This window comes from Geobacillus lituanicus, from assembly GCF_050994965.1.
GTDB classification, from domain to species: domain Bacteria; phylum Bacillota; class Bacilli; order Bacillales; family Anoxybacillaceae; genus Geobacillus; species Geobacillus stearothermophilus.
Window position 1 is genome coordinate 813,918 of sequence record NZ_CP194773.1, and the last position, 24,737, is coordinate 838,654.

The 24,737-nt window shown below is 52.5% G+C and carries 22 protein-coding genes, 2 pseudogenes and 1 riboswitch; of the genes and pseudogenes, 14 read left to right on the forward strand and 10 right to left on the reverse strand.

What is annotated here, in order from left to right; translation table 11 throughout:
- Positions 1–312 precede the first annotated feature (312 nt).
- The 5 genes from cysC to ACR1UW_RS04050 form a co-directional block, all read right to left on the reverse strand.
- Positions 313–924, reverse strand: a complete 612-nt coding sequence (gene cysC / locus ACR1UW_RS04030) for an adenylyl-sulfate kinase (RefSeq protein WP_033009577.1) — start codon at positions 922–924, stop codon at positions 313–315.
- 12 nt (positions 925–936) lie between these two features.
- Positions 937–2,097 (reverse strand): sulfate adenylyltransferase, encoded by a 1,161-nt coding sequence (sat, locus tag ACR1UW_RS04035; RefSeq protein ID WP_289643625.1) that lies wholly within the window; start codon positions 2,095–2,097, stop codon positions 937–939.
- Between the two features lie 31 nt (positions 2,098–2,128).
- A complete protein-coding gene (cysP, locus tag ACR1UW_RS04040; protein WP_094239568.1) occupies positions 2,129–3,202 on the reverse strand; it encodes a sulfate permease in 1,074 nt (357 codons plus the stop codon).
- A 15-nt stretch (positions 3,203–3,217) separates the two neighbouring features.
- The gene (locus ACR1UW_RS04045) at positions 3,218–3,925 is read right to left on the reverse strand and encodes a phosphoadenylyl-sulfate reductase (protein ID WP_033009598.1); all 708 of its coding nucleotides are present in this window, start codon (positions 3,923–3,925) and stop codon (positions 3,218–3,220) included.
- A 296-nt stretch (positions 3,926–4,221) separates the two neighbouring features.
- A riboswitch (SAM riboswitch) is annotated at positions 4,222–4,328 on the reverse strand.
- 136 nt (positions 4,329–4,464) lie between these two features.
- Positions 4,465–4,689 (reverse strand): DUF1128 domain-containing protein, encoded by a 225-nt coding sequence (locus ACR1UW_RS04050; RefSeq protein WP_289667237.1) that lies wholly within the window; start codon positions 4,687–4,689, stop codon positions 4,465–4,467.
- A gap of 203 nt (positions 4,690–4,892) precedes the next feature.
- On the opposite strand from ACR1UW_RS04050, the gene ACR1UW_RS04055 reads away from it, so the two are divergent.
- Positions 4,893–5,381: a low molecular weight protein-tyrosine-phosphatase gene (locus tag ACR1UW_RS04055; RefSeq protein ID WP_033009583.1), complete on the forward strand. Its 489-nt coding sequence runs from the start codon at positions 4,893–4,895 to the stop codon at positions 5,379–5,381.
- 39 nt (positions 5,382–5,420) lie between these two features.
- Positions 5,421–6,242, forward strand: a complete 822-nt coding sequence (locus ACR1UW_RS04060) for a YihY/virulence factor BrkB family protein (protein ID WP_276521832.1) — start codon at positions 5,421–5,423, stop codon at positions 6,240–6,242.
- Positions 6,243–6,471: 229 nt separating this feature from the next.
- On the opposite strand, the gene ACR1UW_RS04065 is transcribed toward ACR1UW_RS04060, so the two are convergent.
- Positions 6,472–6,618, reverse strand: coding sequence for a BH0509 family protein (locus ACR1UW_RS04065; protein ID WP_033008327.1), 147 nt, complete (start codon positions 6,616–6,618; stop codon positions 6,472–6,474).
- A gap of 118 nt (positions 6,619–6,736) precedes the next feature.
- Complete coding sequence (locus tag ACR1UW_RS04070) at positions 6,737–7,870, reverse strand: MFS transporter (protein WP_498935248.1); 1,134 nt, start codon at positions 7,868–7,870, stop codon at positions 6,737–6,739.
- Between the two features lie 150 nt (positions 7,871–8,020).
- Between ACR1UW_RS04070 and cax the strand changes: the two are divergent.
- Positions 8,021–8,542 (forward strand): annotated as a pseudogene (cax, locus tag ACR1UW_RS04075) (calcium/proton exchanger); the annotation flags it as partial.
- A 241-nt stretch (positions 8,543–8,783) separates the two neighbouring features.
- Positions 8,784–9,572, forward strand: a complete 789-nt coding sequence (locus ACR1UW_RS04080; protein WP_289643627.1) for a YfkD famly protein — start codon at positions 8,784–8,786, stop codon at positions 9,570–9,572.
- Between the two features lie 165 nt (positions 9,573–9,737).
- Here the strand turns inward: ACR1UW_RS04080 and ACR1UW_RS04085 are convergent, their stop codons facing one another.
- Together ACR1UW_RS04085 and yfkAB are read right to left on the reverse strand one after the other, a co-directional pair.
- Positions 9,738–11,099, reverse strand: a complete 1,362-nt coding sequence (locus ACR1UW_RS04085; RefSeq protein WP_429902050.1) for an IS4 family transposase — start codon at positions 11,097–11,099, stop codon at positions 9,738–9,740.
- 181 nt (positions 11,100–11,280) lie between these two features.
- The gene (yfkAB, locus tag ACR1UW_RS04090) at positions 11,281–12,405 is read right to left on the reverse strand and encodes a radical SAM/CxCxxxxC motif protein YfkAB (protein ID WP_047817778.1); all 1,125 of its coding nucleotides are present in this window, start codon (positions 12,403–12,405) and stop codon (positions 11,281–11,283) included.
- A gap of 231 nt (positions 12,406–12,636) precedes the next feature.
- On the opposite strand from yfkAB, the gene ACR1UW_RS04095 reads away from it, so the two are divergent.
- The 5 genes and pseudogenes from ACR1UW_RS04095 to ACR1UW_RS04115 form a co-directional block, all read left to right on the forward strand.
- Complete coding sequence (locus tag ACR1UW_RS04095) at positions 12,637–14,184, forward strand: fumarate hydratase (RefSeq protein ID WP_498934657.1); 1,548 nt, start codon at positions 12,637–12,639, stop codon at positions 14,182–14,184.
- A gap of 143 nt (positions 14,185–14,327) precedes the next feature.
- A complete protein-coding gene (pdaA, locus tag ACR1UW_RS04100) occupies positions 14,328–15,119 on the forward strand; it encodes a delta-lactam-biosynthetic de-N-acetylase (protein WP_050368757.1) in 792 nt (263 codons plus the stop codon).
- Positions 15,120–15,297: 178 nt separating this feature from the next.
- Complete coding sequence (locus ACR1UW_RS04105; protein ID WP_237421029.1) at positions 15,298–16,164, forward strand: DNA-3-methyladenine glycosylase family protein; 867 nt, start codon at positions 15,298–15,300, stop codon at positions 16,162–16,164.
- Positions 16,161–17,564 (forward strand): 23S rRNA (uracil(1939)-C(5))-methyltransferase RlmD, encoded by a 1,404-nt coding sequence (gene rlmD, locus ACR1UW_RS04110; protein ID WP_498934659.1) that lies wholly within the window; start codon positions 16,161–16,163, stop codon positions 17,562–17,564. Before ACR1UW_RS04105 ends, rlmD begins: the two co-directional genes overlap by 4 nt.
- Before the next feature lie 181 nt (positions 17,565–17,745).
- Positions 17,746–18,006: pseudogene (locus ACR1UW_RS04115) on the forward strand (PspA/IM30 family protein); the annotation flags it as partial.
- A 170-nt stretch (positions 18,007–18,176) separates the two neighbouring features.
- On the opposite strand, the gene ACR1UW_RS04120 reads toward ACR1UW_RS04115, so the two are convergent.
- On the reverse strand, positions 18,177–18,611 hold the full coding sequence (locus ACR1UW_RS04120) for a DUF1640 domain-containing protein (RefSeq protein WP_498934661.1): 435 nt from the start codon (positions 18,609–18,611) through the stop codon (positions 18,177–18,179).
- 187 nt (positions 18,612–18,798) lie between these two features.
- On the opposite strand from ACR1UW_RS04120, the gene ACR1UW_RS04125 reads away from it, so the two are divergent.
- The 5 genes from ACR1UW_RS04125 (at position 18,799) to ACR1UW_RS04145 (ending at position 24,697) form a co-directional block, all read left to right on the forward strand.
- Positions 18,799–20,256: a protein adenylyltransferase SelO gene (locus ACR1UW_RS04125; RefSeq protein ID WP_498934663.1), complete on the forward strand. Its 1,458-nt coding sequence runs from the start codon at positions 18,799–18,801 to the stop codon at positions 20,254–20,256.
- Between the two features lie 407 nt (positions 20,257–20,663).
- Positions 20,664–21,935, forward strand: a complete 1,272-nt coding sequence (locus ACR1UW_RS04130; RefSeq protein ID WP_498934665.1) for a putative bifunctional diguanylate cyclase/phosphodiesterase — start codon at positions 20,664–20,666, stop codon at positions 21,933–21,935.
- Positions 21,928–22,380 (forward strand): EAL domain-containing protein, encoded by a 453-nt coding sequence (locus tag ACR1UW_RS04135; RefSeq protein ID WP_250637082.1) that lies wholly within the window; start codon positions 21,928–21,930, stop codon positions 22,378–22,380. Before ACR1UW_RS04130 ends, ACR1UW_RS04135 begins: the two co-directional genes overlap by 8 nt.
- Positions 22,381–22,463: 83 nt before the next feature.
- A complete protein-coding gene (locus ACR1UW_RS04140; protein ID WP_193443350.1) occupies positions 22,464–24,170 on the forward strand; it encodes an ABC-ATPase domain-containing protein in 1,707 nt (568 codons plus the stop codon).
- A 158-nt stretch (positions 24,171–24,328) separates the two neighbouring features.
- Entirely contained in the window at positions 24,329–24,697 is a 369-nt protein-coding gene (locus ACR1UW_RS04145; RefSeq protein ID WP_020754892.1) for a Na-translocating system protein MpsC family protein, read from the forward strand.
- Positions 24,698–24,737: the final 40 nt, after the last annotated feature.

The window sequence follows — 24,737 nt, forward strand, 5'->3', positions numbered from 1 at the left end:
CTCTATTCCTAGCTTTTCTGCCGTAGTCGGCAAGCAGTTCGCTTGCCGTGCCGACTGGGCATGCGTACAGCATGCCCTCCTCGAACAATGAACGCTTTGCAGGCAAATGACATTTGCCCGCCGGCGTTCTTGTTCGTGGGAAGAGGCAGAAAAGCTTGTGTTCAGCCATATGATTCTGTGTTTTTAAGTAAAGTAATGGATAATCAACACTCGTGTTCCGTTGAATTTCATTGTAAACGGCCTGGCCGTGGCATGAAAACGACTTTGTAAAATCGTCTCCCACTCTTTTTTCGAGTGGGAGACACGGTATCGTTAATGGGTTTCCGATGCGGGGATGAATCCGCGCTCCCGCAAATACGCGAGCACTTGCTCGACACATTCGTCCACCGAATAACGATGCGTTTCGATGGTCAGCTCCGGCGCTTCCGGCGCTTCATACGGCGAATCGATGCCGGTGAATTCGCGGATTTCCCCGCGGCGCGCTTTTTGATACAGCCCCTTTGGATCGCGCTTCTCGCACTCCTCAATCGGGCAGTTGACATATATCTCAATGAATTCGTCTTCCTCGACTAAGCGGCGAACGAGCGCCCGGTCTTCGGCAAACGGTGAAATGAATGCCGTTAACACGAACTGGCCGCTGTCGACAAACAGTTTGGCGACTTCGCCGATGCGGCGGATGTTTTCTGTCCGATCGGCGGCGGAAAAGCCGAGGTCTTTATTGAGCCCGTGGCGGATATTGTCGCCATCGAGAACGTAATTTTGAATGCCAAGCTCAAACAGCCGTCTGGAGACGGCGTTCGCCACCGTCGATTTGCCGGATCCGGACAGGCCGGTGAACCAAAGGACGGCGCTATGATGGCCGTTGCGTTGGCGGCGATCTTCTTTTGTCACCGATGTATGATGCCAAACGATATTCGTGCTCATCTCGCTCCTCCTTTAGCGTGTCGACGGGGTGACCGTTTCGCGTTGTTGCAGCCCTTTGATCAAAACGGCGGCCACTTCCGGACGGCTGAATGTGCTCGGCGGCACTTGGCCGTTGCGCAACATTTCACGGACTTTCGTGCCAGAAAGGACAACGTGATATTGCGCGTCGTGCGGGCATGTTTTCGTCGATGCCATGCCTTCGCATTTCGTGCAATAAAAGCTGTGTTCGAAAAAGAGCGGTGTAATGCCAAGCTCTTCGGCCGTAAAGTTCGAGAAGATTTTTTGCGCATCATACGTGCCGTAATAGTTGCCGACGCCCGCATGGTCGCGGCCGACGATGAAGTGCGTGCAGCCGAAGTTTTTCCGCACCATGGCATGGAAAATCGCTTCGCGCGGACCGGCATAGCGCATCGCAGCTTGGAAGACGCCCAAGAAAACGCGGTCTTTCGGATAATAGTTTTCCAGCAGCACTTGATAGCTTTCCATCCGGATGTCGGCCGGAATATCGTCCGCTTTCGTTTCGCCGACGAGCGGGTTTAAAAACAAGCCGTCCACGATTTCAAGCGCGCATTTTTGAATGTATTCATGGGCGCGGTGAACCGGGTTGCGCGTTTGGAAGCCGACGACGGTATTCCAGCCGAGTTCGGCAAATCGTTTCCGCGTTTCGGCCGGATCGAAATAAAACGGAGCAAACTGGCCTTTGTCGGTCCGTTTGACGAGCGTAACCGCTCCGCCGACGTACACATCTGGTTTTTCAAACAGCTTGCGCACGCCCGGGTGAGCGAGTTCATCGGTTTTATAGACGAGCTTGGCTTCTTTCGTTTTATCCGGGCGGTAAATATCGGCGATTTCAATGACGCCGTAGACGTCGCCGCCATAAACGAGTTTCGCTTTGTCGCCGACAGCGAGTTCACTCGCTTTTTCTTCCGTCACCGCCAGCGTGATCGGAATGCTCCAGACAGTGCCATCAGCGAGGCGCATCGTTTCTACGACCGCATCGTAATCGGCTTTCGTTAAAAACCCGGTGAGCGGGCTGTAGGCGCCTGTGCCGATCAGCTCAAGGTCGCTTAGTTCGGCTTTGGACAGCTCGATCGTTTTCGTTGCTTCATCGATTGGGTAATCCGGATTCCAACGGTTGATCAATGTGCCGCCATGCGGAATGCTCAAACTCATGTTCATAACCTCCTAGATTGATAGATGTTCATTAAATGCCGCCGCCATGTTCATGAAGCGAACGCTCTTCTTCGGCGACTGTTTTTTTTAAGCTGATGACGCCAAGCGTCGCCAGGCAGACGCTGAAGATGGCAATCACCGTGTAAACATCGCTGTCAAGCAACAGTTTCACAAGGCTGTACGAAATGACAAGGGAAAATATTGGCGAAACAAACCACACTTTCAACAGTTGCACGACAATCCGCTTTTGCCAAATCGACATCCCGCTTTTCGCCGTGCCGATGCCGATGATCGCCGATGTCGTAATCTGCGTAAGCGGAACAGGCAAACCAAACAGCGACGAAATGATGACGAGCACGGCTCCCGTGCCGGAAATGGCGCTTCCTTCAAACGGGGAGAAGTTTGTAATTTTCTTTCCGTTTGTTTCTAACACGCGATGCCCAAGCAACAGGGCGCCGGCAGCGACAAACAAGCCGCCGAAGATAGTTGCCGGCCCGACCGCCATCAGCCCGGCGCCGACGAGCGGCCCGACGGCATTGGCCACATTGTTCATGCCGGCGGAAAACGCCTCGAGAAAGCCGGTGACAACGAGCAAGGCCATGAATGTTTTTTGCCAGCGCCCTTGTTCAAGCTGCGGATATTTTCGCTTGAGCGCCAAAAACCATTTGCCGACAGCCAGCGTAAACGAAAAGGCGACGATCGGGATCACGATCCATACCGACACGATAAACAGCAGCTTATGAAAGTACACCGCCTGATAGGCGATGCCAACGCCGACGACTGATCCGACGGTGATCTCGCTCGTCGAGAGCGGAATGCCCATGATGTTCGCCGCAAAAAGTGAAATGGCCGCCGCCGTTAAAATGATGACGACGATTTTGACGGTGAGGATCGAAGACGGAATAATGCCCGACCCGATCGTTTTCACTACTTCTCCGCCGCCGAGGCTGCCGAGAAACACGCCGATGCCGCAAAGAAGGAGGGCCATCGACTTTTTCGGAATGGCGCCCGACCCGTACGCGACGCCCATCGAGGCGGCCGCGCCGCTCGCCCCGATGTTCATGGCGAAGAAAAAGGACACAATAAAGGCAATGGCAAGGAGCATATCGTTGTTCTCCCCTTATGTGAGATGGAGCCCGCACTCCGTTTTCCCCTGGCCGGCCCAGCGCCCGGAGCGCAAATCGTTCGGATCCGATGCCGGCGCTGTGCAAGGGGCGCAGCCGATGCTCGGGTAGCCCCGGTCATGGAGCACGTTGTACGGAAGACCGTGTTTATATACGTAATTCCAAACGTCTTTCCACGTCCAATGAATGAGCGGGCACACTTTAATGGAGCGGAATTTGTCGTCTTTATTGATGTACTCGACATGGCGCCGCGTCGGCGACTGTTCGCGGCGCAAGCCGGAAATCCAGGCGGTGACGCCGGTCAAGACTTCCCGCAGCGGAATGACTTTGCGCAACTCACAGCATTTGTTCGGATCGCGTTTCCATAGTTCATCGCCGAACTGTGCAGCCTGCTCCTCCAGCGTCAAGTGCGGCTGTTTCATCACGATGCGGAGCGACGGGTATTTTTCCTGTACGTTCGCGATCGTGTCGTACGTCTCTTGGAAATGCAGCCCTGTATCCAAAAAGACGATTTCCGCATCCGGCTTGACTTGGGAAATCAAATCAATGAGCACAATCCCTTCAATGCCGAAACTGCACGCATAGACAATGTCATCGCCGTATTCGCGGTACGCCCAAGCGAGGACAGCCAGCGCCCCTTTTGTTTCATCGTCGGACGGAAAAGACGGTTTTTCGGCCGTTTCCCATTGGTCATATGTGAGCATCGTTTCCCCCTCCTTAAAATCAAAGAAAATCAACGTAATTAGTCGGATATTCATCCGGCAACGGGCAGCCTAGCGATAAAAACGCCCCTTCCATTTCGGAAAGAGCGGAAGAACGAGGGACGCCTTATCTTCCACCTGAATCCGTGACAGAAGTGTATCAAAAATGCTGGGAAACCCAATCGTGTCGAGACTTCGACTCCATTTCGAATGTTCACCTATTAGGTGAAGAACCCCGAGTGCAATATTTTGTTGATTGATCCAGTTTTCTTGGCAGCTTTGAACGCGTCTTTATCACGGATTCAGGTTCCAAAATGGATCCCATTTTGCTGGAATTAGCACCTTGCCAAACGCGGCAGGTTGCCGGGGTTCATCGGGCCAGTCCCTCCCCCGCTCTTGATAAGCGTATGTAGTTGTATTTAATTGATTAAAATTTTAACACAATTGGCGCTAATGTCAATCCTAGTTTTTCGATAGGAATTATTTTTTTTATATACATAGGCAGCTTCGCGGCGCTTCCATTCGGTGACGGAAGGAGAGGATTACCGCTTGCGCAGGCTCCCGAGCTCCTCGACAATGGCTTGTATTTCGCTTGGACTGAACGTTTCACGCTTCATGACCATGTCGTAAATGTCTTTCAGTTCGTCATACCACGCCTCGGAAAAATGGGACGGCTTAATCGCATCAAAATTGAGCACTTTTAATTTTTTCTTCAGCTGTTCAACCATATATTCGACGTTTTCTGCCGACGGTTTCGATAAATCCATCGTTCCGCTCCTTTCGTGGCAGGTTATCATGTATTGTACCACACCGGCGGGGAAAAAGGGGAGAGGCAATATAGTCCGCGCCAGCGTTAGGTGGTAAAATATAGGTGCATGTGCACGAACTGCTAGAAAGCGGCTATCAAGCGCTTGGATGAAAAGGGAAAACTAATGCCAAGAAAACGGGATGGAAAGGAGTGGCTGCTTCGATGGTCAAAGTGTTGTTTGTTTGCCTCGGCAACATTTGCCGTTCGCCGATGGCGGAAGCGGTATTCCGTCATTTGGTGAACGAACGGGGGCTTGACGGACAGATTGTCGTTGATTCAGCGGGAACGGGCAGCTGGCATGTCGGGGAGCCGCCGCATGAGGGGACAAGGCGGATTTTGAGTGAAAACGACATTGACTATTCCGGCATCCGCGCCCGGCAAGTCGGGCGCCGCGACTTGGAGGAATTTGATTACATCATCGCCATGGACGCCGCCAATTTGAGCGATTTGCGCCGGCTCGCCGGGCCGAATTCGCCGGCGGTGATCGCCCGGCTGCTTGATTTTGTCCCGGATCGGGAAAAAGACGATGTGCCGGATCCGTATTATACCGGGAATTTTGCCGAAGTGTACCGCCTGATTCGCTCCGGCTGCGAGCATTTGCTTGACGCGATCGTCCGCGATCATCGGCTGGCCCCTAGGGAAAGAAAATAATGAAAAAACGGAAAAGGAGGGCGACCCGTGTTGGTGGATATGACGTTCATCCGCGAGTTGGCCCGGCGCTTTACGGAGGATGAAGTTCCGCGGCTGTCGGCGGAATTGGCGTATTACTTTCTGTTGTCGTTGTTCCCGTTTTTATTGTTTTTAATGACGCTGCTGGCTTACTTGCCGATCCCGCACGAAGATGTGCTTATGCTTGTGCGGCAGTATGCGCCGAAAGAAGCGCTTCATCTGATCGAGACGAATGTCCACCGTCTGATGGATGAGCAAAACGGAAAGCTGCTGTCGTTAAGCATTATCGGCGCCATTTGGTCGGCATCGAACGGCATGAGCGCCATTATGCGGGCGTTCAACCGCGCATATGACGTACAAGAGGACCGTCCGTTTTGGGTTGTGCGGGGCCTGTCGATTGTGCTGACGCTCGGGATGATCGCGGTCATTATCGTTATGCTTGTATTGCCGGTATTCGGGCGGATGATCGGGTTGTTTTTGTTTTCCACCCTCGGGTTGTCGCAGCCGTTTTTGACGATATGGAACACATTTCGCTGGGTGACGAGCGTGATCATCTTGTTTGTTGTTTTTACCGCCCTTTATTATTTTGCCCCGAACAAACAGCTGCGTTGCGTCAATGTCGTGCGCGGCGCTTTGTTCGCCACCGCCGGCTGGATTGCGACATCATGGGCGTTTGCCTATTATGTCAACCATTTTGCTGACTATACAGCCATGTACGGAAGTCTCGGCGGGATGATTGTGCTGATGATTTGGTTTTATTTATCGGGCATGATTCTCGTGTTAGGCGGAGAAATGAACGCCATTTTCGATTGTGAACGCGAAGGAAGAAAGCGGCTCCGTTGATGTGCATAAATGGTCTGCAAACCGGATAACGTAACGATGCGGGGGATTTTGATACAGGGGGGATTACGATGGCGAAGCACACGAAAAAAGACGGGGGTACGAAGCAAAAAGGGAAAAACAGGCCGAAACATAAAACGAGCGGCAGCGCCAACGGCCAAAACGGCTATCATTAGAAAAGGTGTCCCAATGCGGGACACCTTTTTCGCTGGGGCGGTCAGCGAACGGCGCTTTACTCCACAATTTCTTCATGATGGTGGTAATACCGCTCGTAAATGTACTCGATCTCGGCGTCAGTCATGCAGGCGAGTTCTTCCCGCGACAACCCCCGCACTTTTTCGATAAACTCGATCATGTTTTTCCGTTCTGCTCTGCTCATCATCGCCACTCCCTTTCCTGTTTTAAAACAGTAACTTGTTATCTTGGTTTTATTATATAACAGAGGGAACAAAATGGTCAATGATTTTTTCAAAAAAAACAAAAAAATAAAAAAGCGGTCAAGCCGCTTTTTCCTGTTCCCGCCGTCCGGCAAGACAGACGGCGGGGATGAGAAGAACAGCGCTGACCGCCAGAAAAAAGGCGTTCGTTGCCGTATCGACGGCGCTTCCGGCAAGGGGCGGGCCCACCATGCTGCCAAGGCTGTACAGCATTCCGCACAACAAGTTGCCGGCCGGGAGGAGCGCTTTCGGCAACAAGTCGGTCATATAGGCAATGCCGAGGGAGAAAAGGGAGCCAGTAAACATGCCGGCGGCAAACAGACAGGCAGCGAGCCCGACAGTGGACGCACCGACCGTGAGCACGGCCAAAAAACAGCTGGCGCCGGCCAGCAAGGCAAAACGAATTACCGCCCGCCGCCCGAACCGGTCGCTGAGCGCCCCGAGCGGGAGCTGAAAGACGATGCCGCCTAACGAGAAAAACGGCAAAATGAAGGCGATTTGTTCGGCGCCCATCTGCTTGCGCAAGGCATACAGCGGGAAAACGGAATGAATGGACGCTTCCAAAAAGCCGTAGGCAAGCGGAAGCAACAGCGCTGGCCATGCATGTTTCCATGCACCGACCCATCGGCCGGCGGCTGAGGAAGAGCGTTCAAACGGCTTCGGTTTTTCCTTTGGCAGCCAAAAGACGGCCACCCACCCGGCGAAACTGAGGAGAGCGGCCAAATAAAACGGCCACGCTTCGTTGATCGAGGCGAGTGAAGCGAGCAATGGACCGACCGTAAAACCAAGGCCGAACGCCAAACCATACAGCGACAGACGCCGACCACGCTTAGCCGGCGGCGAAAGGTCGGTGATCCATGTCTGCGTCGCGAAATGAAGCATATGGTCGCCGACGCCGATCAAAAAGCGGAGAGCCAGCCAAACAAAAAATGAAGAAAAAAGTGGAAAAAGAGTAAGCGAACATATTACAATAGAACCGCCGAGGAGAATGATGGGCCGATAGCCATACTTTCCCAATGGCCGCTCCAGAAACGGCGAAATGGCCAGCACGCCGATATATAGCGCAGCAGCATGCACCCCGTTGACGGACGAAGGGACGCCATGTTCATCAAGCAGCATGGCTAACAGCGGAAGCAACATTCCTTGGGACAAGCCAGAGATGGCCACGACCGCAGTTAAAATGGCGAAACGCATCGTCACATCCTCACTTCTTGAAATTGGCCAGCCCGCGAACAAACGGAATCCGGCTTTTCACGGCGGAACGGCTGGCCCGTATTCATCGTACATACAAGCGACGATCAACGCAACGAAAAAATTTTGACGAGAAATGTGGAAGAAACACAAATGAACAGGTTGTTTGCCTGGATGGCATGGATCGGCGTGCCGGTGTCAGTAATCGGCGGCTTTCTTCACTGGCCGACCGTCTTGATGTTTGGGCTGTATTGTTTGACGATCATTGCGCTCGCCAGCTATATGGGGCGGGCGACAGAGAGTTTGGCCATCGTCGCCGGACCGCGCATCGGCGGGCTGTTAAACGCCACCTTTGGCAATGCGGTCGAGTTGATCATCTCGATTTTTGCCTTGCAAGCCGGACTCGTGGATGTCGTGCTCGCCTCCTTGACCGGCTCGGTGCTGGGAAATTTGCTGTTGGTTGCCGGGTTATCGTTTTTTGTTGGCGGTTTGAAATATAAACGGCAAGAATTCAATATTTATGACGCCCGCCATAACGCCGGGCTGCTGACGTTTGCCATTTTCGTCGCGTTTGTCATTCCGGAAGTGTTTACAATGCAAATGGACGGCGGCGAACGGCTTGCGTTGAGCGTCGGCATTTCGATTATTATGATTTTGCTTTACATCGCTGTCGTATTGTCCAACGACGGCGATACGAACTGGTTTGAAGGGGCAACATTGCTCGCTGCCTATACGATCATGGGCATCGGTTTTTATTTGCTGTAAGTGACTGCATCCGGGCGTTCGCCGCCTGGGTGTTTTTTTGCGGGTTTGGGAAGTGGGGCGCCAAACGGGGAAAATTTTCGCCGCCGCGGATAAACGGTGCATTTTGAAGGAAACTAACAGTGAATAACGTGGGAAGAAAGGAGTGAAGACGATGAAAAAGTGGACTGTTTCGCTGTTTGGGAGCGTGCTTCTTCTTTATGCGGCAGCGTTTTCGGCGCTGGCGGCTGCCGGCAAACCGGCGCCCAGTGCGGTGATGGATATATCGAAAGAAAATACGTATCCGAACCCGACGCAAGATTTGCCGCATTTGGAACCGAGCTCGTTTACAAAACAGCTGTTAAGATCGGCGAATGTGAAAATTGAGAATCCCGAATTGATCCATCTCTTTAATGAATCTTCGGCAACGAACGCGCCGTGGGCCATCGGCTACCGGGCGACGATTTATTTAGGCCAATGGCCGCTCAACTACCAATCGCTCGAAACATCAACAAATTGGGAGTATCAAAAAGTCAATACGAATTTTCTCGACAACCGCGGCGGCGACACAGCACAAAAACTGTATTACAAACAGGAAATGCAAAAATACGTCCGTGGCGGCTTGACGGTGAAAGTGCCGAATGAAGACGCCGTCAAACGGATGATGTTGAACAAGGCCATGGAAAAAACAAATTTACCGCTCGCTTTCAGCACCGTTGTCGGTCTTGGCACGAAAAAGGATCAGCCGTACAACGTGCCGGCGAAAAAAATGGGCTATTTGTATGCGTATGCTCCGGCTGTGAATGAAAAAGGGAAAGTGACGTACGGGGAAGTGTATATCGTCTTGAAAGGAAACAAAAAGAAAATCGTCGTCAAAAACGTGACGACAAGAGGGGTCGGGGCATGGATTCCGGTGCAAGACCGGCTGTATATGTCCTATGTCGTCAGCGAGCAGCCGCGATAAAAGAGTCGGGCCCCATAGCCATCAAGTGAAGCCTTGGAGCGAGTAGCTCCAAGGCTTCACTTTTCATCTTTGGAGGCTGTGACCGTGAGAATATATAAAGATAGGCATGCCAAATACACCTTCCCTATAGAAGGTTTTTTTCATGGTATATGAGGCGGGAATTTCTTATGACACCGGCATGATGACCAAACTCTCGATAATGTCTAAAGCGCTCTTTTTTGTATAACGCCTTGATTTTTTTCCGTGTTGAGCGATGATGTCACACAGTTTTAAAAGGAGTTGGACAACTAACGCCTCAGAACACCATAAGGCTTGAAAGAAATCCATACCGAACTCCTTGATCATACTCATCGCCTTATATTCGCTCAATTCCTTTTTCTGTTTTCGATAGAGCCATTCCCGCATTTTAAACATGACAGTGGAGCTGATCAATAAGGCAATCAACGTTCCATACAGGTGGCACTGAAAGCGAGCCCCTTTCATCGGTTTGAATCGATGAATGTGAAACAGGGATTTCCATGTCTTAAATACCACTTCAATTTGCCAGCGAAGAGAATACAGCGTATGAATGTCGTGCAAAGAGGTATAAATCGCTGGAATATTGGTGATATATACATATATTGAGTGGGGGCGTCGCGTCACGTACGCGGCCCCTTTTCGTTTCGCCTTCTGTTTCCATTGTCCTTCCTTCTGTCGCTCCTGTTCTTCGGTCAGCCGATACACAATGAGCCGCGGTTGATGAACTTTCTTTCCACTGACATACGCATGTTCCAGTTCCATGGTTTCTCCGGGTTGTAACACCGCAAGGAAATCCTCTGGTTCCCATTTTCGAAATCGGTCTCCTTCTTTTTGGTAAATCCCTACATTGTGTTTGAGCCGGGAAATATAAAAGGCTCCGGCGTCATGAATGGCTTGCAATCCCTCAAGCGAAAAATAGCCTAAGTCTTTCAAACAAAGGTCTCCCTCTTGGATGGTCGATAGAAGGGACGCTCCGTAGGCGGCGTCGTGATGACGGGCATCTTCGACATCCGCATGGAGAAACTTCCCTTCTAGCCATTCATATTCTAGCTGAATTTTCACCCCAGGCCCCGTACATCCCTCGTAAATCCCCCGGATTTCAGGAGGCAGTTGAAACGACGTGGAATCGAGAATGCGAATCCGGCGAAACAGCGAATGTCTTTGACATAAGTGACGGGCTTCCTGAGTCTGATGAATGAGCAGTTTTTCAAACACCGCTTTGAGGAAACTCACCGCTTTTTCATTAAACCGTTGATTGAGCCCTTCCGCACTCAGAAAGGTGTTTTGCTTGAGAGCTAGAGCACTGCAAAGCTGCACCAATGATTTTTGACCGCCTCCTTCCTGGAGAAATGTGCAAAGTGCCACAAAATCATGGGCGCGTAATTTCCCCTTTCGTTGAATAAATTGATGATCTCGGGCCATATGTTCAAGTTCTTCGCACGATAACACGCTTCTTAATCCGTCTAAAAAACAATGCCATTCTTCTCGGAGAGATAAGGACGTCTTCAAAAAAACCACCCTTTCTAAGACATTATGAGGTCTTCAAAAGGATGGTCAAATCAGGCATATATTTATTCCTGTTTTCTTAACTTGATGGCTATGGAGTCGGGCCCAAAAAGCAGGCGCGTTTTGGGCCTCCTCTTTTTTATGCGCATGGCCGATGATGCGCTTGCCTCTGCGGCGTTGCTGTTTATCGGGCGATGCGCGCCGCCCGTTTTGTAAAATCGACGCCGCGGTAATACGTCTGCTTGACGAGCACATTGGGCCCTAAGCAGCGCGCGGCCGGGCAGTGGCAAAGAAGTTCATTGGCGAGTTTCGAGCGCCGCCATCGGTTATACACATCCGGCAATGAATCGCGGACGATGTTGCCAAGCGGCGGTTCATCGCCGAAATCGGTGACGATGACATCGCCGGTGAAAATGTTGACATTAAGCCGCGAACGGCCGTCAGGGTCGTTGCGGACGGTGACGTTTTTGCTTTCATACAGCCGCTTTAATAGGCGAAGATCGTCTTCATTGTCGCTGCACGGGTAAAATGGCAGCGTGCCAAACAACATCCAGACGTTTTCATCGCGAATGTCAAGCAAATGGTGGATCGCCGCGCGCAGCTCATCGAGACTTAGCGTCTCTAAGGCGCTGGCAAAATCGCTTGGGTACATCGGGTGAATTTCATGGCGCCGGCAGCCCATTTCCTCAACGACTTGGCGATGGATCGTTTCCAAATGGCGGACGGTCCGCTTGTTGAGCATCGTTTCCGCCGATACCATCACGCCGGCATTGGCCAGCGCTTTTGCATTGTCAAGCATGCGCTGGAAGTATTTCTCGCGTTGGGCGCGCGTCGGTTTCCGCTCCATCATAGCGAATCCACCGTCGATGAAATCGTCGATTGTCCCCCAGTTGTGGGAGATATGGAGCACATCCAAATACGGAATCACTTTTTCGTAGCGGGACAAGTCAAGCGTCAAATTCGAATTCAGCTGCGTTCGCACCCCGCGCTCATGTGCATAGCGGAGAAGCGGAACGACGTATTGTTCAACCGATTTTAATGACAGCATCGGCTCGCCGCCGGTGATGCTTAATGAGCGTAAATGCGGAATTTCTTCAAGCCGGCGGAGCAACAACTCAAGCGGCAGCGCCTCGGGATCTTTCGCTGTCAACGTATAGCCGACGGCGCAATGTTCACAGCGCATATTGCAAAGCGTCGTTGTCGTAAACTCGACGTTCGTCAGTTCCAACTTTCCATACTCTTCTAGATCAACGTACGCCTCCCACGGATCGTACGCCGGCGTAATGGCCGGCATGGCGGATGAACGCATCGCTTTCTCCTCTCTCTATAAAAAAGTTCCATCGTTCATTATTAGCCGCCTTAGCAGCCCTTGTCAATCGTTTTAGCTGTTTTGCCTCTACCCCATTCGTATGATGAGAAAGGAGCCATCATGAGATGGAAAAGAAAGATTTTTTACACAACAGCGAGAAACGGAGTATAATAGAAAAAGATAAGGACAACTGCCTATGCACGATGAACAGGGGAAGGGGCGTTTAGACAAATGGAAAAGTTCCAGCAAAGCATGTACGACTTGATCGTCGAGACGTCGACGAAGCTGCCGAAGGACGTCCGTCGAGCGATCGCTCGGGCGAAAGCGCGCGAAAACGCCGGCACGCGGGCGGCGATGGCATTGGATACAATCGTTGGCAACATTCAAATGGCGGACGAAAACGTATCGCCGATTTGCCAAGATACGGGCTTGCCGACGTTTAAAATCAAAGTGCCGGTCGGCGTCAACCAAATCGAAATGAAAAAAGCGATCCGGGCTGCCATTGTCGAAGCGACGAAAAATGGCAAACTGCGCCCGAACTCGGTCGATTCGCTCACCGGCAAAAACAGCGGCGATAACTTAGGGGAAGGCGTGCCGGTCATTAAATTTGAACAGTGGGAAAACGATTACATTGACGTTCGCCTTATTTTAAAAGGCGGCGGCTGTGAAAACAAAAACATCCAATACAGCCTGCCGTGTGAACTCGAAGGGCTCGGCCGCGCCGGCCGCGATTTGGACGGCATCCGCAAATGCATTTTGCATGCGGTGTATCAGGCGCAAGGGCAAGGGTGCAGCGCCGGCTTCATCGGCGTCGGCATCGGCGGCGACCGCTCATCCGGCTATGAGCTCGCCAAAGAACAGCTGTTCCGTCCGGTTGATGACGTCAACCCGATTGAAGAATTGCGCCAGCTGGAAGAATACATTATGGAAAACGCCAACAAGCTCGGCATCGGCACGATGGGCTTTGGCGGCGAATCGACGCTGCTTGGCTGTAAAATCGGCGTCATGCATCGCATCCCGGCGAGCTTCTTCGTCTCCGTCGCCTACAACTGCTGGGCGTTTCGCCGCATGGGCGTGAAAATCGATCCGGCCACCGGTGAGATCATCGAATGGCTGTACCAAGACGGCGAAGACGTCGATTTTGCAAAAGAGTTGGAAAAAGCGGAAGCGGCCGCGGCGCTTGAACAAGGAGAGGCGCGCGTCATCGATCTCGTTCCGCCGCTGTCCGAGGAACAAGTGCGGAAGCTCCGCGTCGGCGACGTCGTCCGCATCAGCGGCGTCATTTACACCGGCCGCGACGCCATTCATAAATATTTGATGGATCACGATGCCCCCGTCGATTTGAACGGGCAAATCATTTACCATTGCGGCCCGGTCATGCTAAAAGACGAAGACGGCCGCTGGCACGCCAAAGCCGCCGGCCCGACGACCAGCATCCGCGAAGAGCCGTATCAAGGCGACATTATGAAAAAATTCGGCGTCCGTGCTGTCATCGGCAAAGGCGGCATGGGCGCAAAGACGCTGCAAGCGTTAAAAGAACACGGCGGCGTGTACTTAAACGCCATCGGCGGCGCGGCGCAATATTACGCGGACTGTATTAAGGCCGTTGAAGGTGTGGACTTGCTCGAATTCGGCATTCCAGAAGCGATGTGGCATTTGCGCGTCGAAAACTTCACTGCTGTTGTCACGATGGACTCGCACGGCAACAGCTTGCATGAAGATGTGGAAAAATCGTCGCTTGAAAAGCTGGCCCAGTTCAAAGAGCCGGTGTTCAAATAAACGTGAAGAAACGATTGGCAGCGTGACTCCCCAAAAGCATCCGCTTTTGGGGTCTTTTTTTTGCAAAAAATGGCGTGCGTAAAGCAGCTGAGGGCGAAAACAATAAAAAAGAGGAAAAGACGGCGGCCAAGGAGGAACCAGGCATGAGATGGCTTATTTCTCTCGTTTTAGCGATTGCGCTTTTTCCCGCTTCTGCGTTTGCCGCAAGCAATCAAGCGATCCATTGGGGATTCAAGCGGAGCGAAAACCACGAGCCCCCGTCGGCGGGAAAAGAGCTCGATGAGCTGCTTGCCAAATATGACGCGTTTTATTTAGGCGATACGAGTGAAAAAACGATTTACTTGACGTTTGACAACGGCTATGAAAACGGCTATACGGCGCAAATTTTGGACATCTTGAAAGAAAAACATGTGCCGGCCGCCTTTTTTGTCACCGGCCATTATTTGCAAACCGCGCCTGATTTAGTGAAACGAATGGCTGCCGAAGGACATATCATCGGCAACCATTCGTGGCACCATCCCGATTTAACGACCGCCAGCGATGAGCGGGTGCGCGAAGAGTTGGAAAAAGTCAAGGAAAAGACAGAAGAGTTGACCGGACAAAAAGGGATGATGTACCTTCGCCCGCCGCGCGGCATTTTCAGCGAACGGACGTTATCTCTCGCCCGCGAGCTCGGCTATTACCACGTCTTTTGGTCGCTGGCGTTCGTCGACTGGCAAACCGACCGCCAGCGCGGCTGGCAATATGCCTATGACCAAATCATGAAACAAATTCACCCAGGCGCGATTTTGTTGCTGCACTCCGTATCGAAAGACAACGCCGACGCGCTGCCGAAGGTGATCGACGACTTGCGCAAACAAGGGTATACGTTTGCCAGCTTAGATGAATTGATGGCGAAAAAGATGGGACTCCATCCGTGGCTGTTTCGCCCATAAGCCGCTTTCATCACTTGAGCACAAAAGCGGTACGAAACGTTGTGTGTTGGACCATTCGAAAACCCGCCTCGTTCTGTCAACCGAACCATATGCCGCTGCCTCGTCCTGCCAACAAGTTGGTTCGACGGGGCGTTTTTCGTTATAATAGGGGCACGGACAAATGAGAAAGGTGAGAACGATGTGGAAACGAACGATCACTGTGCCGGCGCCGTACGATTTCGCCCATGCCCTTGAGCGGCTTTCGCTCGACCCGCTGTTGGCCGTGGATCGGGAACGGCAGCGCATCACCGTGCCGATCGCCCTCGACGGCTGTTTCGTGCCCGTAACGGTGGAAGGCGTCGGCACAAAAGATGACCCGAGATTTGTCGTTTCAGCTCCTTTTCCCGAGCGGCAAGACGAGGTGATGGAGCGGATTTCGCATCTGTTTCAATGGCGGACGCCGCTCGGGCCCATTCACGAGCATTTCCGCCGCACTGACCTGGCGCCGCTGTTTGCCGAGTATGAAGGAATGCCGCTTGTGCTCGATTTTGATCTATATTTTTGCCTCATCAAATGTTTGATCCATCAGCAACTTCATCTCAAAGTCGGCTATCGGCTGACGGAGCGGTTTGTGAAAACGTTCGGAACAGAAGTGGATGGCGTTTGGTTTTACCCGCGCCCGGAAGAAGTGGCCGCCCGTTCGTACGAGGATGTGCGCGCCTTGCAGCTGAGCGGGCGGAAAGCGGAATATATCGTCGATGTGTCGCGTCTCATCGCTGACGGAAAGCTGCGGCTTGATGAACTTAAGCAGATGGAAGACGGCGAGGTGATGGAGCGGCTGACGGCTGTGCGCGGCATCGGCCCGTGGACGGTGCAAAACTTCCTTCTCTTTGGCCTTGGCCGTCCAAACGTCTTCCCGCCGGCGGATATCGGCTTGCAGCGGGCGGTTGAAAAACAATTCGGGCTTCCGAAGCGGCCGACCGCAAAAGAGATGGCGGCGCTCGGCGAGCGGTGGAAACCGTACGCCAGCTATGCGGCGCTTTATTTGTGGCGAAGCATTGAATGAGAGGGACCGATATGGCAAAGCAACAAACGAACATCAAAATCAAAAAAGGCGACCAATTTCCTGTGACCATTCAACGGATCGGCATTAACGGCGAAGGGGTCGGCTATTTCCAAAAACAAGTCGTCTTCGTCCCCGGCGCGTTGCCGGGGGAAGAAGTCGTCGTCGAAGCGACGGACATCCATCCAACCTACGCCGAGGCGAAAATCAAGCGCATCCGCAAGCGCTCGCCAAACCGTATCAAGCCGCCATGCCCGCTCTATGATCAGTGCGGCGGCTGCCAGCTCCAGCACTTATCGTACGAAGCGCAGCTTGAAGCCAAACGCGACATCGTCATCCAAGCATTGCGCCGCCACGCCCGCCGCCTCGATGTCGACAAACTCGACATCCGCCCGACGATCGGCATGGCCGACCCGTGGCAATACCGAAACAAAAGCCAATTTCAAGTCGGGATGAAAAGAGGGAAGGTGCTCGCCGGGCTGTACGGCCTTGACTCCCACCGACTCGTCGACCTATCGGAATGCCGCATCCAGCATCCGCAAACGACGCGCGTGACGAACATCGTGAAGACGATTTTGCAAGACTTGCGCATCCCGATTTACAACGAGCGGACGAGAACGGGCGTCGTGCGGACGATCGTCGTCCGTGTCGGCTTCCATACGGGCGACATCCAGCTTGTGCTGGTGACAGCGACAAAAGACATTCCGCGCAAACAGCTGCTCATTGACGAAATTCGCCGCCGCCTTCCGGAAGTGAAATCAATCGTGCAAAACATCAACGGCGAAAAAACGTCGCTCATTTTTGGCAACGAAACCGAAGTGCTCGCCGGCGACGAATACATTCAAGAAACGCTCGGCGACTTGTCATTTGAACTGTCGGCGCGTGCCTTTTTCCAGCTCAACCCGATTCAAACGGTCAAGCTGTACGACGAAGTGAAAAAAGCGGCCGCCCTCACCGGAACGGAGCGGATCGTTGACGCCTACTGCGGCGTCGGCACGATCGGGCTGTGGCTCGCCCGCGATGCGAAAGAAGTGCGCGGCATGGATACGATCCCCGAAGCGATTGAAGACGCGCAAAACAACGCCAAAAAGCATGGTTTCACCAACACGCACTATGTCGTCGGCAAAGCGGAATATTGGCTGCCAAAATGGGTGAACGAAGGCTGGAAGCCGGACGTCATCATCGTCGACCCACCCCGCGTCGGCTGCGACCGGGCGTTGCTTGAAACGATTCTCCACGTCCGTCCGAAAACGGTCGTCTACGTCTCGTGCAACCCATCGAGCCTCGCCCGCGACCTCGACGCCTTGGCGGCCCAATACCGCGTCGACTACATCCAGCCGGTTGACATGTTTCCGCATACGGCGCATGTGGAAGCGGTAGCAAAAACCACGTTGAAAGGGTAGACACAAACTGGATCTTTTCTACGTACAATAAACGTTTGCCAATACCAAAGTAAAATTCCCTATAGCAAACCTTTTCGCAGGAGCGGTGAGTGAAGCTTGGCGGTGAAGCCAAGCAGCACAGCCGCTCTTTTGGCGGAGCTGCAGAAGCATTATTAAATGATGGAAAGGGAGCGGATCAACGGTGAGTGTATTTTCTCGCTTGAAAACGATCATTGAAGCCGATGTTCATGAATGGCTTGACGAAAAAGAAAAGAAAAATCCGATTGCGCTTCTCAATCACTATTTGCGCCAATGTGAACAAGAAGTCGAGCGGGTGCGGCAGCTGCTTGAGCGCCAGTATGCGCTGAAAGAGCAATTTGCCCGCGAACATCGCGAAGCCGAACAGATGGCGGAAAAACGAAGCAAGCAGGCGGAGGTGGCGGCGCAAGCGCGGTGCATGGAGAATGTGCGAGGTCGAACGCGATTCATTTTTGGATCAGGAATAGCTGCTCTGTGAACGTGAAAACCGCTCCGTTTGCTCGGCGTAAAGCGAAGACCAAGAAGAATGATAAAACGGGAGCGGTTTTCGTTTGCGGTGGATCGGGACATTTGGGTTGATCGGCGAAAGAGGAGTTACGCTTGCTTGGCCAATTGGCGAAGTTTTCGGTCGTGATGGAGCACTTTCGTTGTCAACACTTCGACCGAGGTTTGTGTGTCTGTCAGTTCTTCTTCTAAGCGGTCGATTCGCTCATTCAGTTGTTGGTTTATCTGATGCATTTCTTCGCGAAGGGCGTCGATTTTGGCCTCAAGCCGAGTTTCAACAGCGTGGATTTCCGACCGCAGCTGCTGCCCCATTTCTTGCATCTCATTGCGCAGCTGTTGTCCCATTTCCTGCATCTCGCCGCGGAGTCGTTGCTCCATTGTTTGCATTTCATGGTGAAGTCGCTGTTCCATCGTTTGCATTTCATGATGCAGTCGTTGCTCCATTTCCTGCATTTTCGAGCCGATTTTGTCAGAATGCTGTTCGAGCGCGTGGAGCACGGCTTGAATGATCATGTTCTCTTCCATTTGTTTCACCTCCTTAGGGCCATTATAGGAGAAACGGAACGGGAAGGAAAGAGAAAAGATGGCGGTTTTCGCCGAAGGAAGGCAAGCGGTTTTGGTTGAAGACAGCACGTTTTCGATTTATGATGCCGGCTGTCTTGCTGTACAATAAAACGTAAAAGAACAGGCGTTGGCCGCAAAGGAGATGACGATGTTGGACGCAGGATGGAAGTTCGACAACAGTTATGCAAGGCTGCCAGAGCGCTTTTTCAGCCGTGTTCTCCCCACGCCGGTGCGCGCGCCGAAGCTCGCGGTGTTGAATCGTCCGCTGGCCGCGGAGCTTGGGTTGAATGAGGAAGCGTTGCGAAGCGAAGAGGGAGTGGCGGTGTTCGCCGGAAACCAAATTCCGAACGGGGCGGAGCCGCTGGCGCAGGCGTATGCGGGGCATCAGTTCGGGTACTTTACGATGCTTGGCGATGGACGGGCGGTGCTGCTTGGCGAGCACATCACGCCAAGCGGGGAGCGGGTGGACATTCAGCTGAAAGGTTCGGGCCGGACGCCGTATTCGCGCGGCGGCGATGGGCGGGCGGCGCTTGGGCCGATGCTGCGGGAGTACATCGTGAGCGAGGCGATGCACGCGCTTGGCATCCCGACGACGCGAAGTCTGGCGGTCGTCACAACGGGAGAGACGATTGTGAGGGAGACGGAATTGCCTGGGGCGGTGTTGGCCCGCGTCGCCTCAAGTCATTTGCGTGTCGGGACGTTCCAATACGCGGCGCAATGGGGAACGGCCGAGGAGCTGCGCGCGCTGGCTGACTACGCGCTCTGGCGCCATTTTCCCGGTTTTGAGGAAGCTGAGAACCGCTATTTGTTTTTGCTCGAACAAGTCATCGCACGGCAAGCGGCATTGATCGCGAAATGGCAGCTTGTCGGGTTCGTCCACGGGGTGATGAACACCGACAATATGACGATCAGCGGGGAAACGATCGACTACGGGCCGTGTGCATTCATGGATACGTATGACCCCGCGACGGTGTTCAGCTCGATTGATACGCAAGGACGGTATGCATACGGAAACCAGCCGTATATCGGGGGCTGGAATTTGGCAAGGTTTGCGGAAAGCTTGTTGCCGCTGTTCGATGCCGATGAAGACAAAGCGATTGCGCTTGCTCAAGAGGCGCTTGATGAGTATCCGAAGCAGTACCATCGCCATTGGCTTTCCGGAATGCGGGCGAAGCTCGGCCTTGCCGAGGAGCAGGAAGGGGATCAGGAGCTGATTGCGGATTTATTGCGGCTGATGGAGCTGCATCGCGCTGATTATACGAACACGTTCCGGGCGTTGACGTTAGGCGAGTATACGGGAATGACGCTCTTTGAAGCTTCGGAGTTCCGCGAGTGGCATGAGCGCTGGCAAACAAGGCTCAGCCAAGAATCGGCGTCAAGGGAAGAAGCGTATGAGCGGATGCGCCGCCATAATCCGGCGGTCATTCCGCGCAACCATCGGGTTGAAGAGGCGTTGGCCGCCGCGGTCAACGGCGGCGATTACAGCGTGATGAATCGTCTCCTTCAAGCTCTTTCCGACCCGTACGCCTACTCGCCGGAGCAAGAGAAATACGCGGAACTGCCGCCGCCGTCTGACCGCCCGTACCGGACGTTTTGCGGGACATAATGAAGGGGGGCTTTGCGGCTCTTTTTTACTGAGGGCAGTTTGGTTCAGCGGTAAAGGTGAAACGAATCTTCCTTAGTTTGATGCAACGATATTTCGAACTCCGTCAAGGTTGACGAACCGCCTAGTGCGGACCCGCATGCTAGGTGGTGTGAGGGGACGGGGGTTAGCCGCCCCCTCCTACTCGATGGATGTCTGCCTTTGATGATGTTGCCTATTCCCCAGTGCACAATCGAATCCTTTCTGTGCGGCATCGCGTCAGCGATTGGAAAGCAATGTTTTCAAACAGAAGCGTTTCATGCAACACCATTTAGGACGATGACGTATTTCAGCGCTATGCCATTGAAATGGTCATACGTTATCATTAAAATTTGGAGCATAAGAATTCAAAGTACAATGAGGTGAATGGTATGCCTTCTCTTCCGGAAGAGTTAAAAGATCTAGAATCCAAACTGCAACATACATTAAGAAAATTAGAGTCAATTCAAAAAGCGTTGGATGAATCGACGATTGTTGTGATTACCGACCAGACGGGAAAAATTACATATGTGAATGAGGCTTTCTGCCGCATCTCACAATATAGCCGTGAGGAACTGATTGGAAACACCCATCGCATTGTCAATTCAGGCTACCATAGCCGAGAATTTTTTAAACATATGTGGAAAACCATCGGGACAGGGAAGATATGGAGGGGAGAGATCAAAAATAAAGCGAAAGACGGGAGTTACTACTGGGTTCAGTCTACCATTGTCCCCTTTTTGGATGAACGAGGAAAGCCGTATCAATACGTGTCGATTCGAACGGATATTACCCGTTTGAAACAGTATGAAGAGCAAATCAAATATATGGCCAACCATGATGATTTGACGGGCCTTCCCAATCGCCGTTTTTTAAGAGAGCAGTTTTCTAAATTGCTGAAAGAGACGAAAGAGGAGGAACGACTGCTGGCCGTTTATTTTATTGATTTAGCGCGGTTTAAAAACATTAATGATTCATTGGGGCATTCGGTGGGAGACGAAGTGTTGAAACAAATGGCTGCTCGTTTTCGAACAGTATTAGATCAAAAGCTGTTTTTGACTCGCGTGGGCGGTGATGAGTTTGTCGCTGTGGCGCCGCGGGTGAATTATCAGTCTATCCTTGCGTATGTGCGGACAATCCAACAAATGTTGGCCCGACCATTGGAGATTGAAGGAAGAGAGTTTATTCTCTCCGCCAATATCGGAATCAGCGTTTTTCCTTTTGATGGAGAAGATTTAAACACGTTGCTCGGCAATGCGGACATGGCCCTGTATCATGCGAAAGAGGAAGGAAAATTTTATCAATTTTATCATCGAACGATCAATCAGCGCTTAATTAGGGAAACGATATTCGAAAGCCATTTGCATCGTGCTATCGAAAGAGATGAATTTATTCTGTATTATCAGCCGCAGTACGATTTGTTCACTGGGGAACTGATTCGCCTAGAAGCGCTGATTCGTTGGTATAATTCAGAGCTTGGATGGATCCGCCCGGATCAGTTTATTCCTTTAGCTGAAAAAATAGGATTGATGCCAAAACTCGATGAGTGGGTGCTGTCTACGGCATGCCGGCACAGGAAAATGTGGAAACAAAGAGGGGGGGGTCGAAGCGGATTTATCCATCAACCTGTCTGCTTCCCATTTCCAAATACCAGGCATGGCTAAACGGCTCCTTTCCATTATTGAAAGCAATGGAGATGATCCATGTCGATGGGAATTTGAAGTGACTGAACATATTATGATGCAAGATAGTGCGGTCGTGTACGAAAACATAAGCCAGTTAAAAGAGGCAGGCGTTAAACTGGCGATTGATGATTTTGGCGTAGGATATAGTTCATTAGGATATATAAAGAAGTTAAAAGTGGACCGTTTAAAAATCGATCGTTCGTTTATCAAAAACTTACCGCAATCCGCTGATGACCAAGCCATTGTGGCTGCTGTGATCACGATGGCTCATCAATTGTCGATCGATGTCGTTGCAGAAGGAATTGAAAATGAGAAGCAAATTCAAATATTAAAGGAAATGGGGTGCAACGGAGGGCAAGGGTATTTTTGGAGGCAACCTGTGTCGGAAACGGAGATTGGATCGTTGTTGCAATGCAATGAGTGAACAGTTCAAAATGGCAATATAGGTTGTCTTGCCATACTCGGGTATGTTGAGGAAACGAATGAAGAGGAAAAGGAGCTGGTTTCATGGAAACGCTCAGACAACGGCTGCGATCCATTGATCAAAAGGGATATAAAGCGTATAAAACGATCGAAGGGACGTATTCGTTTCCACTGTTTACGCTCGCGATTGACCACGTGCAAGGCGATCCGTTCGCTGAGCCGTCCAAGGTCCGCGTGATCATGCCGCGGGCGAAAACGGCGTTGGCAGCGGAGTGGACGAATACGAAACCGCGCCGCGTTCGCTGCGAAGACGTGCTCGCGCGCCGCGTCCATCGTGAATTGCGGCAATGGCCGCTGCGGGCGCGTGGATCGGGAAAAAGCGGACTCGTCTTGATCGATGCCCCGGAGCAGAAGGTGCTCGAGCGGACAGCAGTGCAAGTGACGGACGAGACGGTCACTGTCTGTTTGTCGGTCGGGTTGCCGGCGAACGGGCGTCGCATTTTGGCGAAAGAAGCCGAGGCCATCTTTTTCGAGCAAATTCCATCCGTCATCGAGCGGGCGGTGTACGGCCTTCGGGAGGAGGATATTCGTGCGGCAGTCGAGCTTGCCGATCAGCAGCACGCCATTCGCCGCTATTTGCGTGAACACGGATTGGTGGCGTTTGTCGCGAACGGTGCGGTTTTGCCGCGGGAGAGCGGAGTGAGCGACAAGCCGCTGCAACGTGGAGCGGTGCCGTTTCAAAGTCCGCCAGAGCTGGAGATTGCGATCCCCGTTCCGCATCGCGCTGAACCGATCAAAGGCATGGGCATCCGCAAAGGGATTACGCTGATTGTCGGCGGCGGCTACCACGGCAAATCGACGCTGCTGCAGGCGCTGGAGCACGGCGTGTATGATCATGTCGCCGGCGACGGGCGGGAGTTTGTCATCACGGACAGCGGGGCGGTGAAAATTCGCGCCGAAGACGGCCGGAGCGTCGCCAGTGTTGACATTTCCCCGCTCATTGGCACGCTGCCGTATGGAAAAGAGACGAAACAGTTTTCGACGGAAAACGCGAGCGGCAGCACCTCACAGGCCGCGAGCATGATCGAAATGATTGAAGCGGGGGCATCGGCGTTTTTGATTGATGAAGATACGAGCGCGACGAATTTGCTCGTCCGCGATGCACGCATGCAGGCGCTTGTGGCGAAAGATGCCGAACCAATCACGCCGTATATCGACAAGGCGCGTCAACTATTTCGCGATTACGGCATTTCGACCGTTCTTGTCGTCGGCGGATTGGGGGATTACTTGGATATCGCGGATTGCGTGATCAAAATGGAGCAGTACGTCCCGTTTGATGTGACGGCAGAGGCAAAACAAATCGCCTTGCAGATGCCGTCGGGACGGAAAGCGGAAGGCGGCGAGTCGTTCGGCTGCATTCATGAGCGCATTCCGCTGCCTGGGAGTTTAAACAGCCAAAAAGGAAAAAAAGAAAAAGCGGTCGCGCGCGGACGGCACGTCATTCAATACGGGCAAACCGATCTATTGCTTTATGCGCTTGAGCAGCTGGTCGATGACAGCCAAACGCGGGCGATTGCCGCGGCGCTGCTGTATATGGAACGAAAAGGATGGTTCGACGGAAAGAAAACCGTCCGCCAACTGCTCGATGCGATCGAAGAACAATGGGATCGCCAAGGCTTGGGCTCCGTTTCGTTCCGAAAAGGGCATCCGGGTGAACTTGCCCGCCCGCGCCGATTCGAGCTGGCGGCGGCGCTCAATCGGCTGCGGACGCTCCGTTGCCGCCAACGCTGAACCATTGCGGGCGGAAGCGGATTGAACCCGCTTTCGCTTTTCGTTTCCGTTGATTTTGTCTAGCGTCCCCTTTCGATTATCGTTATAATTATGTTTATCAGTGCAATGAAACGGCTGGCGGCGGGGAGGCCGCGGTTTGGCTGAAGGGGGATCGAGGCATGGGCAAATCAAAAGGTTCGATTGAATCGGAAATCAGCAAAGCATTGACAAAATGGGAAAAAGATTTTCTTGGCCGCGGTTCGGTATCGGTGAAAACCGATATTTTGCGCGATATGATCATCGTTTCGTTGCACGGCATCCTGACGCCCGCCGAGTACGCGCTTTGCGAATCAAAAGAAGGAATGTTATCGGTAAAGCGGTCGCGGACGAGTTTAGTGGAGTCTGGAGTCGATGACTTGAAAGAAATGATTTTTGAAATCACCGGCGAGAAGGTGAAGAGCTTCCATACGGATTTAAGCACCCGAACGGGCGAGCGGATTATCGTCTTCAAGCTGTTCAACGATTTAGAAAAGCAGCTTGCAAAATAAATTCATGGATGAAATGTTGACAAAGTTGTTGTATAATTAA

Bases quoted from the DNA above. Each gene is read 5' to 3' on its own strand.
- cysC (WP_033009577.1), bottom strand. From the start codon at position 924: ATGAGCACGAATATCGTTTGGCATCATACATCGGTGACAAAAGAAGAT.
- sat (WP_289643625.1), bottom strand. From the start codon at position 2,097: ATGAGTTTGAGCATTCCGCATGGCGGCACATTGATCAACCGTTGGAAT.
- cysP (WP_094239568.1), bottom strand. From the start codon at position 3,202: ATGCTCCTTGCCATTGCCTTTATTGTGTCCTTTTTCTTCGCCATGAAC.
- ACR1UW_RS04045 (WP_033009598.1), bottom strand. From the start codon at position 3,925: ATGCTCACATATGACCAATGGGAAACGGCCGAAAAACCGTCTTTTCCG.
- ACR1UW_RS04050 (WP_289667237.1), bottom strand. From the start codon at position 4,689: ATGGATTTATCGAAACCGTCGGCAGAAAACGTCGAATATATGGTTGAA.
- ACR1UW_RS04055 (WP_033009583.1), top strand. From the start codon at position 4,893: ATGGTCAAAGTGTTGTTTGTTTGCCTCGGCAACATTTGCCGTTCGCCG.
- ACR1UW_RS04060 (WP_276521832.1), top strand. From the start codon at position 5,421: ATGACGTTCATCCGCGAGTTGGCCCGGCGCTTTACGGAGGATGAAGTT.
- ACR1UW_RS04065 (WP_033008327.1), bottom strand. From the start codon at position 6,618: ATGAGCAGAGCAGAACGGAAAAACATGATCGAGTTTATCGAAAAAGTG.
- ACR1UW_RS04070 (WP_498935248.1), bottom strand. From the start codon at position 7,870: ATGCGTTTCGCCATTTTAACTGCGGTCGTGGCCATCTCTGGCTTGTCC.
- ACR1UW_RS04080 (WP_289643627.1), top strand. From the start codon at position 8,784: ATGAAAAAGTGGACTGTTTCGCTGTTTGGGAGCGTGCTTCTTCTTTAT.
- yfkAB (WP_047817778.1), bottom strand. From the start codon at position 12,405: ATGCGTTCATCCGCCATGCCGGCCATTACGCCGGCGTACGATCCGTGG.
- ACR1UW_RS04095 (WP_498934657.1), top strand. From the start codon at position 12,637: ATGGAAAAGTTCCAGCAAAGCATGTACGACTTGATCGTCGAGACGTCG.
- pdaA (WP_050368757.1), top strand. From the start codon at position 14,328: ATGAGATGGCTTATTTCTCTCGTTTTAGCGATTGCGCTTTTTCCCGCT.
- ACR1UW_RS04105 (WP_237421029.1), top strand. From the start codon at position 15,298: ATGTGGAAACGAACGATCACTGTGCCGGCGCCGTACGATTTCGCCCAT.
- rlmD (WP_498934659.1), top strand. From the start codon at position 16,161: ATGAGAGGGACCGATATGGCAAAGCAACAAACGAACATCAAAATCAAA.
- ACR1UW_RS04120 (WP_498934661.1), bottom strand. From the start codon at position 18,611: ATGGAAGAGAACATGATCATTCAAGCCGTGCTCCACGCGCTCGAACAG.
- ACR1UW_RS04125 (WP_498934663.1), top strand. From the start codon at position 18,799: ATGTTGGACGCAGGATGGAAGTTCGACAACAGTTATGCAAGGCTGCCA.
- ACR1UW_RS04130 (WP_498934665.1), top strand. From the start codon at position 20,664: ATGCCTTCTCTTCCGGAAGAGTTAAAAGATCTAGAATCCAAACTGCAA.
- ACR1UW_RS04135 (WP_250637082.1), top strand. From the start codon at position 21,928: ATGGCTAAACGGCTCCTTTCCATTATTGAAAGCAATGGAGATGATCCA.
- ACR1UW_RS04140 (WP_193443350.1), top strand. From the start codon at position 22,464: ATGGAAACGCTCAGACAACGGCTGCGATCCATTGATCAAAAGGGATAT.
- ACR1UW_RS04145 (WP_020754892.1), top strand. From the start codon at position 24,329: ATGGGCAAATCAAAAGGTTCGATTGAATCGGAAATCAGCAAAGCATTG.